Source organism: Dehalogenimonas sp. THU2, from assembly GCF_039749495.1.
Classification (GTDB): domain Bacteria; phylum Chloroflexota; class Dehalococcoidia; order Dehalococcoidales; family Dehalococcoidaceae; genus Dehalogenimonas.
Genome location: NZ_JBDLLU010000025.1, coordinates 1 through 9,146 on the forward strand (window position 1 = coordinate 1; position 9,146 = coordinate 9,146).

13 protein-coding genes and 1 pseudogene are annotated in these 9,146 nt (G+C 49.7%); 3 read left to right on the forward strand and 11 right to left on the reverse strand.

Annotation, left to right across the window (positions count from 1 at the left end):
* Nucleotides 1–62: 62 nt before the first annotated feature.
* The 7 genes from ABFB09_RS09315 to ABFB09_RS09345 form a co-directional block, all read right to left on the reverse strand.
* The gene (locus ABFB09_RS09315; protein ID WP_347001223.1) at nt 63–536 is read right to left on the reverse strand and encodes a hypothetical protein; all 474 of its coding nucleotides are present in this window, start codon (nt 534–536) and stop codon (nt 63–65) included.
* Between the two features lie 55 nt (nt 537–591).
* Nucleotides 592–888, reverse strand: coding sequence for a hypothetical protein (locus ABFB09_RS09320; RefSeq protein ID WP_347001224.1), 297 nt, complete (start codon nt 886–888; stop codon nt 592–594).
* A gap of 76 nt (nt 889–964) precedes the next feature.
* The gene (locus tag ABFB09_RS09325) at nt 965–1,378 is read right to left on the reverse strand and encodes a hypothetical protein (RefSeq protein WP_347001225.1); all 414 of its coding nucleotides are present in this window, start codon (nt 1,376–1,378) and stop codon (nt 965–967) included.
* A gap of 79 nt (nt 1,379–1,457) precedes the next feature.
* A complete protein-coding gene (locus ABFB09_RS09330; RefSeq protein WP_347001226.1) occupies nt 1,458–1,760 on the reverse strand; it encodes a hypothetical protein in 303 nt (100 codons plus the stop codon).
* A gap of 97 nt (nt 1,761–1,857) precedes the next feature.
* Complete coding sequence (locus ABFB09_RS09335) at nt 1,858–2,067, reverse strand: hypothetical protein (RefSeq protein WP_347001227.1); 210 nt, start codon at nt 2,065–2,067, stop codon at nt 1,858–1,860.
* 174 nt (nt 2,068–2,241) lie between these two features.
* On the reverse strand, nt 2,242–3,387 hold the full coding sequence (locus ABFB09_RS09340; protein WP_347001228.1) for a DNA polymerase III subunit beta: 1,146 nt from the start codon (nt 3,385–3,387) through the stop codon (nt 2,242–2,244).
* 171 nt (nt 3,388–3,558) lie between these two features.
* Entirely contained in the window at nt 3,559–4,245 is a 687-nt protein-coding gene (locus ABFB09_RS09345; RefSeq protein ID WP_347001229.1) for a hypothetical protein, read from the reverse strand.
* A gap of 433 nt (nt 4,246–4,678) precedes the next feature.
* Here ABFB09_RS09345 and ABFB09_RS09350 point away from each other — a divergent pair, with 433 nt between their 5' ends.
* Together ABFB09_RS09350 and ABFB09_RS09355 are read left to right on the forward strand one after the other, a co-directional pair.
* Nucleotides 4,679–5,197 (forward strand): hypothetical protein, encoded by a 519-nt coding sequence (locus ABFB09_RS09350; protein WP_347001230.1) that lies wholly within the window; start codon nt 4,679–4,681, stop codon nt 5,195–5,197.
* A 53-nt stretch (nt 5,198–5,250) separates the two neighbouring features.
* Nucleotides 5,251–6,081: a hypothetical protein gene (locus ABFB09_RS09355; protein WP_347001231.1), complete on the forward strand. Its 831-nt coding sequence runs from the start codon at nt 5,251–5,253 to the stop codon at nt 6,079–6,081.
* 228 nt (nt 6,082–6,309) lie between these two features.
* Here the strand turns inward: ABFB09_RS09355 and ABFB09_RS09360 are convergent, their stop codons facing one another.
* Both ABFB09_RS09360 and ABFB09_RS09365 read right to left on the reverse strand, forming a co-directional pair.
* Nucleotides 6,310–6,444, reverse strand: a complete 135-nt coding sequence (locus ABFB09_RS09360; RefSeq protein WP_347001232.1) for a hypothetical protein — start codon at nt 6,442–6,444, stop codon at nt 6,310–6,312.
* A gap of 199 nt (nt 6,445–6,643) precedes the next feature.
* Complete coding sequence (locus ABFB09_RS09365) at nt 6,644–7,087, reverse strand: hypothetical protein (protein ID WP_347001233.1); 444 nt, start codon at nt 7,085–7,087, stop codon at nt 6,644–6,646.
* A gap of 123 nt (nt 7,088–7,210) precedes the next feature.
* On the opposite strand from ABFB09_RS09365, the gene dinD reads away from it, so the two are divergent.
* On the forward strand, nt 7,211–8,053 hold the full coding sequence (gene dinD, locus ABFB09_RS09370) for a DNA damage-inducible protein D (protein WP_347001234.1): 843 nt from the start codon (nt 7,211–7,213) through the stop codon (nt 8,051–8,053).
* Between the two features lie 84 nt (nt 8,054–8,137).
* On the opposite strand, the gene ABFB09_RS09375 is transcribed toward dinD, so the two are convergent.
* Together ABFB09_RS09375 and ABFB09_RS09380 are read right to left on the reverse strand one after the other, a co-directional pair.
* Nucleotides 8,138–8,671, reverse strand: coding sequence for a hypothetical protein (locus tag ABFB09_RS09375; RefSeq protein WP_347001235.1), 534 nt, complete (start codon nt 8,669–8,671; stop codon nt 8,138–8,140).
* A 9-nt stretch (nt 8,672–8,680) separates the two neighbouring features.
* Nucleotides 8,681–9,146 (reverse strand): annotated as a pseudogene (locus ABFB09_RS09380) (DUF192 domain-containing protein); the annotation flags it as partial.

Here is a 9,146-nt window from a genome sequence, read left to right on the forward strand (position 1 = left end):
AAAAAAAAGAGCCCGGGAAAATTCCCCGGGCTCTTTTTAATTAGGCTTTTCCCAGTGTTTTTTTAACCCTTAAACTTGGTTACAGCCAAGCAAGCATAGTGTGACCGATAGCTGTTGATCGGGCTTTGGCTAAAACCATTCCAGAAATCCAGGAGATAGTGGTAGTAATCTTGGTATTCCTGCTCCCGAACAGCCAGCAGGTCATCGGCAAATATTCTGACACAAGCCCCCTTGTTACCGAAAAGGACGATGACGCTCGGTAGACAGGCTTCATCCCGCTTTGTCCTGAAGCTTTCTACTTTAAGCTTGGATAGCTTCAAGTTATCGAGCCAGAAATGGCCGCCACCGGCACTGTATGAGCCAAGGAAAATGTCTTTACCCTCCAGTTCTTTGAGTATTTCCATGAGACGCGTTACGGCTTCCCGCCGCTTCTTCCGTAGTGGTACCTGAGCGGCTTTCCGGCCAAGCTTCACCGTAGTTCTTGGTTCCGGTTCGGCCAGCTTAACGCCCTGAAACAGATCGAGTTGACCTGTCATGCTTGTTACTCCTTTCCTCTAGATTCTGGGCACAGATATCCCTGTAGATAGTGGTTTAAGCCACCAGGACGAGCTGGTTGCCGCTCTCGATTCGTTTTTGCTCTTCCGCCGCGGCACCGCTAGGTAGAGATTCACGGACAGCCTCGATTGAGCTTCTGATGCTGTCGATGCGCTCTATATTGACAATGAGACAGACAAGGCGTCCATCGACATATTGTGGGATGTCGGATATCTTCCGAGCCTCGGTAGCCACTATCTTGGCCTGTTCCAGCGGCTCGGCGGCCTGTTCGATGAACCCCTCAATCATGTCCATCGCCTCACTGACCTTGAGAGCACTCCACTTGATAGGCATAGTTTCACCTCCTTTCCAGATTCAAACAACCCTGTTATTCCTGCGTGATAACGGATGCGCAGCCCCCGCGAAACGGTTAATTGCCGAAAAACTTAGCGCGTTCGGTTTTGACCAATCCGAGATCTTTGAAATTTTGAAAGATCTCATCGAGTAAGGCGTAGTCTTCCCCGGACAAGCTCCGGCTTGCCCCGTCATACCAGTCTAAAAACCAGTATTCGATCTCAACGGCGTCGAGATTCTCGTCCATGTAGAAGCGAAACTCATCCGCCGGACCGCCCCAGGACAATTGCCAGCGGAAATAACCCCGCTTCTGGTCTTGGAACGTACTTCTAGCCACGTAGTCACAGCTCAAACCGTATTCCTCGAATCGTCCCAGTTCCCGGTGAGATGCTTCGGGGTTTCTTTGGTACAGTCGCCAGAGCGTCCGTATATCCCGCAGCCGGTCTTGAAGTTCCGCTTCAAGCCTTGCCTGGCATGATTTCTGCCGCATTTTTCACCTCCATTTGGGCAGACTTACCCCTTTGAATTTGCCGGCTTTGATAACCCTGAGCCGGTGGATAGGGGACTGGTTAATACTCTTCAGGGAAAAGAATAGTCGTCGCCGACCGGTCAGCTTCGGTGATGATCCAGATTTTGGGCAAGCCTTCGGCCTCATAGGCGGAGAGTATCCTGAAGTCTTGTTTCAGGCTTAGCTCGTTCTCCTGCTTGTCCGCCTCATCGAGATTGCCCCAATCGCCTTGGGCGTGGCGGTTCAAACAACGTTGCATGAACCGGGCAAACTCCGGCTTCTCACCAGCCAGCGTGAAGACTCCACGGGTGGCCACCACCTGGCCCAATGGGACAACGGTATTAATTACCAGTAATCCGTTCATAGCTATCACCTCCTCTCAAAGTTGCGTTTTAGGCAAAAGTAAGGGGCCGGTGCTTGTGCCTTCCCGACCCCTTACCCACTCGACCTTACCCGCTTTATTAAGTTGTTTTGACACCTTCCCCGCCGTGCTTGTCGGCCAGATGCCTGGCGCACTCCGACTGGATGCTATCCGCCGTTGCTCCCATCTGGCTGAAAGCGCCCAGTTCCTCATCGTCGTGAAAGAGCGCCACCATGTGGTCGTCAAGGTGCTCCAGTCTGAAGCCATGTCTGGCATATTCGCCGAGTTCCGGCATTTCCTCTTCTGCCATCCTTGTCTCCTTTCTTCCTTGTTCCCTTGCCCATGCTTTCAGCCAAAACAAAAGGGGGGTATTCCCACCGCGAAGGGCAGGAATACCCCCTTAACAAAAATAAGCACAAAAAGGGGCTGTTACACCCCTTCAAGTGCGGCTGTTTTGCGAGTTCAAGCGTTCAGTTTTGGGCTGTCAGGCTACGGCTACCGGTTCTTTTACCTTGCCGCGTTTCTTGGGCTTCGGCTTGTCGGCCTTCGTGATGGCTTCGGCTTCGGCTACGGCTTGGACTTTCTCGGCTTCATCTTCGGGTACCGCCTCGGCGGGTGTCTCGACGGCTTCGGCTGGCTCTTCTGCCTTGGCTTCATCCTTCGGCTTCTGGCTTTCAGGAGTCAGCATCGGCATGACCACCAGCTCATAATCCGGCGCTGTGAAAAGCATCGGTGACTTGGCGTCGCTGAGTTTCAGCTCCACCATCCCGCCACAGGCCCTCAAAGCGTCGGCAAGATAACCCCCGTCAAGCCTTACCTTGACCGGTTCGCCGGTGGTGTCGGCGGTTATTTCGGTTTCGCCCTTGTCATCGGTGTTCGCCATGATGACCTTGCCATCCCCAATAATTAGGTCTATGGCATAGGTTCTGGAGTCGGCGATGACCTTGAGTGAGCTTACCGCCTTGAGCGCTTCATTGGTGTCGAAGCTGGCACGGCTGGCGAAGTCGGCGGGTATGAGCTTCTCATAGTCTGGAAAGTTGCCGGCGCATCCCCGCCAGTCATAGCGGATTAGCTCCGTGTCCAGAAGTAGGCTCATGCCTTCAAGGCCGTCCCCGCTTTTCTCAAAGCCCAGTCTAACCCGACGTGCCCGTCTAAGGGCACTGGTAACACCCCGAAGCTCGTCCCGATTGACAAGGACTTGACCCTCGTCACCGTCGAAGTCCAGCTTCATTACGGCTAACCGGTAGCCGTCGGCGCTTACTAGGGATAGCTTACCGTCTTGTACCTTGAACAGGACACATTGAAGGATTGGGCGGGTGTCCTCATTGGCGGTAAACGGCAGTACCCTTGTAAGGGCGTCCGAAAGCTCCAGTGCGCCGAGGTTGGGGCTGACCGAGTTTGAAGGGCTTACCCTGATGTCGCACAGAGTAAGCGGCGTCTTTTCGCCGACCCAAGCCATGTTCTCAAGGTAGCTGGTATTGGCTCCGCATACCACCTTCAGCCGTTTATCGGCGACCCGCGACCCGCTGGCATCACCGTTAGACGGAACAATCTTGACGATGTTCGACCCGCCTAATGACTTCAGATAGGTAAGAAAGCCTTTCCGCCCGATGGTACAGTCAAGTAACATCGCCCTTTCGGCGAGTGCCCTTGATAATGCGTTTACCAGTACCGCCTTGTGCGCTAAAAAGCCCTGACCTGAACGCTTGCCCTCGATATTCAGTTGTTCTATTGTCTGACCCCCTTTTAGCTATCCGATAGTGGGCAACTCTACCGGCTTCGCTCAGTAGTAAGCGCCTAGCTATCCGCAATTCGCTGGCATAGCCGACGCTCCTACTGTATAAGTTGCGGAATTAGGCTGATTTATAACACCCTCAAACAGCTTTATTTGTTCCCGTTTCCGAAATCGGCAAAGATAGTTTAGTTCAACTTGTGTTAGAGGTTGTCCGTCCCGCCGCTTTTCGGCGATAGCGATTAGCCTGTCGGGACAATGTAGCAAGAAGGTGCTGGCATCTACCCATGCTTCGAGGTCCAGTGCCCTGTCATCGGCAATCAGATCGCCGAGTTCCGTGGTATTGCCTTCATCGTCGATGACAGGCTTATTCAGGCTTTCGAGCTTGACCGCTTTAGGACACTTACCGAAAAGCCAGTCGGCTTTACACTTGTGCCGTTGTGCCTTGCTACAGTCCCCGCAGGTTAGGCCGTTGTCTTGCCGGTATCGCTTGCGCCAGTAAAGGGCTTGGGCACGGCTGGCGATACGATACATGGCCGCTTCGGTGAAAGGATGGTATCCGTTGTTCCGTTCCACATCGGCGAGGGTGATAATTATATCGTGGAGCAGGTCATCCTTTTCGTCCGGCTTGGCCTTGTGGCTGAAACGGGATGCTACCTTATAGTAAGTAAGCCACTGACCGGTAAGGTGGTCATACCCGTTGCCGTTGCCGGTTTGCTTTGGCTTGACGCTTCGGCTAGACTTGAAGCTACGCAAGGCGGTTGTCTCTTTGGTCTGACAGGTGGCGACCTTTCCACACCATCGGCAAACGCCTTGCCTTATTTCCAGCGTCCAAACCTTGTGACATTGACTACAGAAGCCCCCAGGCCGGTTGTATTCTCCGGCTACCGTTACGCTTGAACTCATGGTTCCCCCTTTCAGGGCAAGCGTTCAGGTCAAGGTTTTTTCGTATTCGGTTGTTAAGGTGCTTTTTGTTTGTTTTTCCAGCTTCATTGTCAAACAAAAAGTCATTTTGAACACCCTGAAGAAATAGCTCGATTTTCGCCTGGCCGGAGGTGGGGAAATTGTAAAAGACAATAATGCGAGCTAACCTACCCCTGACTAATAAATATCTGTTTCTGACAAATACTTGACAATATCCTTGCATGATGATATAAGGTGGTAATTAAAATACAAAGAGTGTGAGGAAATGGCTACATCAACGATCTACGCAAGAGTCCCTTCTGAAATCAAAGACAAGATTTTGGAGTTGGCAAAGACAACCGGCAAACAACAAGGTGAAACCGTAACTGACCTGTTAAGTCAAGGATTACAATTCCCTGAACAACTCAAAAAGCTGTCCCAGGCTCAGACATCTCTCCAAAAACAAGAAGAGTTGAACCGGACTCTCACCACCGAGCTAGAAAAGGTGAAGACGGAGCTTAGGATCGCCAGGCAGACTGTTGATGTCGCGGAACGTGCAAAAGGTCATCTTCAGCGTGTATTGAACACACAAGTAGGCACATGCACCTTCCAAGGCTGCGGTGCTCCGATAAATTTGTATAGCTTCGCTTATCAGCAGTGTCCTCAAGGTCACACTGGAACGACCAAACTCTTCGATGAGTATCAGAGTGCCAAGGGTGCGGGTGATTTTCTGGTAGCCGGACTGGCTGTAATAGGCGGAGTTGCTTTAGCCGCTGAACTGCTCGGCGATAAGAGCCTTCAATAACCAGAATGAATCGGCCTAAGTATATTTGAAAGGCGGTGGACTCGACCTAATCAATGAAAATCTTCGGGGCTGATTTCACGAGCGCTCCCAGACACGCTAAACCAATTACTGTTGCCGAGGCCGAATTGAGAGGTGAAACACTCGAATTCGTTGGGCAACAAAGCTTATCAAATGCCCAAGAACTCCTGGATTTCTTGAATGCTCCGGGAGCGTGGATTGGTGCATTTGATTTTCCTTTCGGGCTACCTCGGGAACTAGTCACCGACAGTCATTGGCCTCAAGACTGGGTAGGCTACGTCGATACCATCCACAAAATGGGGAAGGCCCATTTTGAGAATCACATTCGAGGATACAGAAGCCAGAAAACTGGGAAAAATCGGTTGTGTCGGGAAACAGATAAAAAAGCCCGGTCGCGGAGTCCGATGCAGCTCGATTTTATTCCTGTGGGCAAGATGTTCTTTTTTGGAGCTCCCATACTTTTACGGTCAAACTGCACTATTGTGCCTTTCCGAGATGGAACTCCGAATGCTGGAATTGTCGTTGAGGGCTATCCAAAGCTGGTGGCCGAGGAGGCAGTTGGGAAGCTGCGTTATAAAAGTGAGTCTCCGTCGGTTGATTCCCGTATACTTCATGATATCCGTAATTCGATTCTGATTTGGTTAACCAGCCATGAAGTATTAAAAAGCTACGGTTTCAAAGTCCAGATAGACCGTGCGCATTTTAATGAATGTCTCAGCGACGGCAAAGGCGATAAATTGGACGCCCTGTTATGCACATTGCAGGCCGCATGGGCTTGGAGCAGAAGAAGTCATCAATATGGAATTCCAAACGATTGTGACTTATTAGAAGGATGGATAATCGATCCAGCAATGCTCGCCAAATAGAGTTCTTTAGTCGATTGTGGGACCTCTTGGATAGTTTTTCAGTTTCAGGTTCTAAGGATTGAAAGTGATCCGAAAAGAGACTGTTGCCGCCTTGTATTTGTAGTTCGGTTGGGTTTATAATCGAAGACAATCCTGAGTACAAGACACTAGCACTTGGGCTGACTGATACCCAAGTGCTAGGTGGAACAATAATCCCCTCAGGCTAAGTAAAGTCGAAGAAGAAGCTACCTACTTCTTCTTGTCTTTAACCTGAGTCAAGGCTGAGGCAGCGACACTTTTCGCTGCCTTTGTCGATTTTGGATCACTTAGGATTTTACTAGCTTTCGAAGCGACTTTGGGTGACGTATGTTCGTGCTTAGCCATCTTTAACCTCCTTTCTTCAGTCAAGCAGTCTAATTATATCCCCTCAACCCCAAACCCGATCTGTGGTTCCAGGCGCCATAACTGGTGTTAACGGATAGGGATTGGAAAGGCTTTTACACGGACCGACGAAGTTGTATTGAAAAAAGTCAAGCACCAAGGCCTACAAGTTAAGGCACTGGCTGTACCCAGTACCTTACCGTTAAAAGGGGATATCATCCGGAGAAACAATATCCCCCCCAAACATCTCAGGAATTTCATTTGAGGCGAATTCAATTAGGCCAAACGTGTTCGGCCCCGGTCTTGAAAAAATCTCATTTTTTCTAACGTAACGACTTAAAGAGCTTGCAATAGATGCCCTCGTTGCATTTGATACTTGTTTGCCAATTTTGCCTATAATTTCGTCGATAGGCAACGGATGTCCAGTCCTTTTTAATAACTCTTGAATTTTTTGCATGTCGCTTCCCGGTCTAAGGTAGCCAGAACTTTTAGTTTGTGGCTCAACTTTCTCCTTTGGCAACATTTGTAAAGCTTCCTGAAGGCCTTGTATGAATGCCTCTGAACGCTCTACCTGTTGACGCAAGTCTACGATTTTTTGTTTTTCTTTCTCAATTCTCTTCTCAATGTTAACTCTAGCACTCGGCATATATTTGCTCCCCGAATTATTGCTGAGCATAGTATACAACAGTAGTGCCTATATTGGCAAACATCTAAAGGCACACACAAACAAAAGATGGCATTCTCAACAAAGTCGTGGTATACTATTCCCATGAAAGAAAAAAATGAGAACGGTCAAATCCAAATCAAGATCATTGAGTCCCTTAATCAGCTTAAAAAGACGACCATTAAAGGTACGGAATACTGGTTGGCAAGGGATCTCCAGTTGCTTCTAGGGTATTCTGAATGGCGAAATTTTAAAGACACCGTTGAAAAGGCTAGGGTGGCAGTTGAAAACGTGGGGACTGACCCGCGTTATCATTTTGGTAACACTACCACTATGATGGTATTGGGCAAGGGCGCCAAACGTTCAGTTGATGACGTCATGTTAACTCGACTAGCGTGCTATCTTGTTGCGATGAACGGTGATTCCCAAAAGGCCGAAATTGCCGCTGCACAAACATATTTTGCTATTCAAAGTCGCAAACAAGAGATTCAAGCTGAAAACACTGACTTAGAAAACCGAATCCTTTTGCGTAATAGAGTCAAAGAGCATAACAAATATCTGAACAGTGCCGCCAAAGATGCGGGTGTTAAGAATTACGGGATTTTTCACGATGCAGGATACAAAGGGCTTTATGGAGGATTAAGCTGTGCTGAGATTAAGGCACTCAAGGGGATTGATAAAAAAACAGACTTGTTGGATTGTATTGATAGGGCTGAATTAGCCGCAAATGATTTCCGAATTACCCAAGCGGAATCACGACTTCGTGTTAATAATATTAGAACCGAGATTGAAGCTACAGTTGAACACCGACAGGTGGGCGAAGAAGTAAGAAACACCATCTCAAGGCTTGGTGGAACAATGCCGGAAAAGTTACCGGGAGTACCGCCAATCAAAGAGATTGAAAAACAGCGGAAAAAATGTCAGCTACCGCCCAGCGAATCCAGTTAGCGAGTTTTGTTCCATATAGACCGAATCTCTTTTCGCCCAATTGCACAAAGCTGTTCAGGTATCAAATTCCCAAACCGGGCTATCCTATCTCCTCTTAATATGACTCGGCCCGATCTCGGGATAAAGTGTAAAAAGAGGATTTGCCCAAGAATGATCGTCGGCTGAGCACCCGACTGTTGTGAGTCGATAATATATCCGATCAGGTCCAGTTGAGTATTTTTCCTGATAGGTGGAACGTTCAACCTCACTGGTAGGTTCCACCCACCCCAACCGCTTCAACACCCCGAAATACATCAGGAATGAGTGATACCTCATGTGCGTAAACTTCCGTGACACCTTTTTAAGCTGCTTCTGGTAGATTTCTTCGGCGAATTCCTCGGTGACATCCACGCCCCGGACCACCTGCTTGCTGATGATCCGCTCCGCGCGCTCCCTGGCGGTCGCCCTGGCCAGCGCCTCTTTGTATTCATAGTTGATGTCCGCTTGGGGTGCACCACGCTCCGGATTTATCCGTGGCGCACCTTCCGGACCGTTTCCCAGGAGAAACTCCCGGATAAACCAGCCGCAGCCAAACGGCCGGAGAAAACCACCACTTTTCGGTCTCAGTTCCATCGCCATAAACCTGTCTCAGGCCACCCCTGCCGGCTTTTTCGCCAGGGATTCCATGCCCTCAATGATTCTGGTGGTCACCTGGCGAATCGAGGCAAGATTTTTCTCCAGGACCTTTTTGTCCTGCGCCCAAAGGGCGACATAGGGAAAGGATCTCGTTCCGGTATCAAAACCAAAGTGAGCCCCGACAGCAAAGGCGGCGCTTTCGGCAATAGTCTCAGCATCTCTCCTGGGGATGTGGAAAACGCCTTCGGAATAGTAATGCGCCACCTCGTGAATCAGCGTCTTCAATTGCTGGGCACGGGATTCCTCCGGCCGGACCCAGATTTCCTTGCCGGAAAAATAGCCCTTGATCGCTGGATTCTGATCCGGCCGGGAATCAAAACCAACAGACACACCCTGAATCCTGACAAGGTGAAGAATGTTATCGAAGAGCTCCTCATTGGCTTCACCGGTAAGCACCGGTACCTCGAATTCAGGCAGC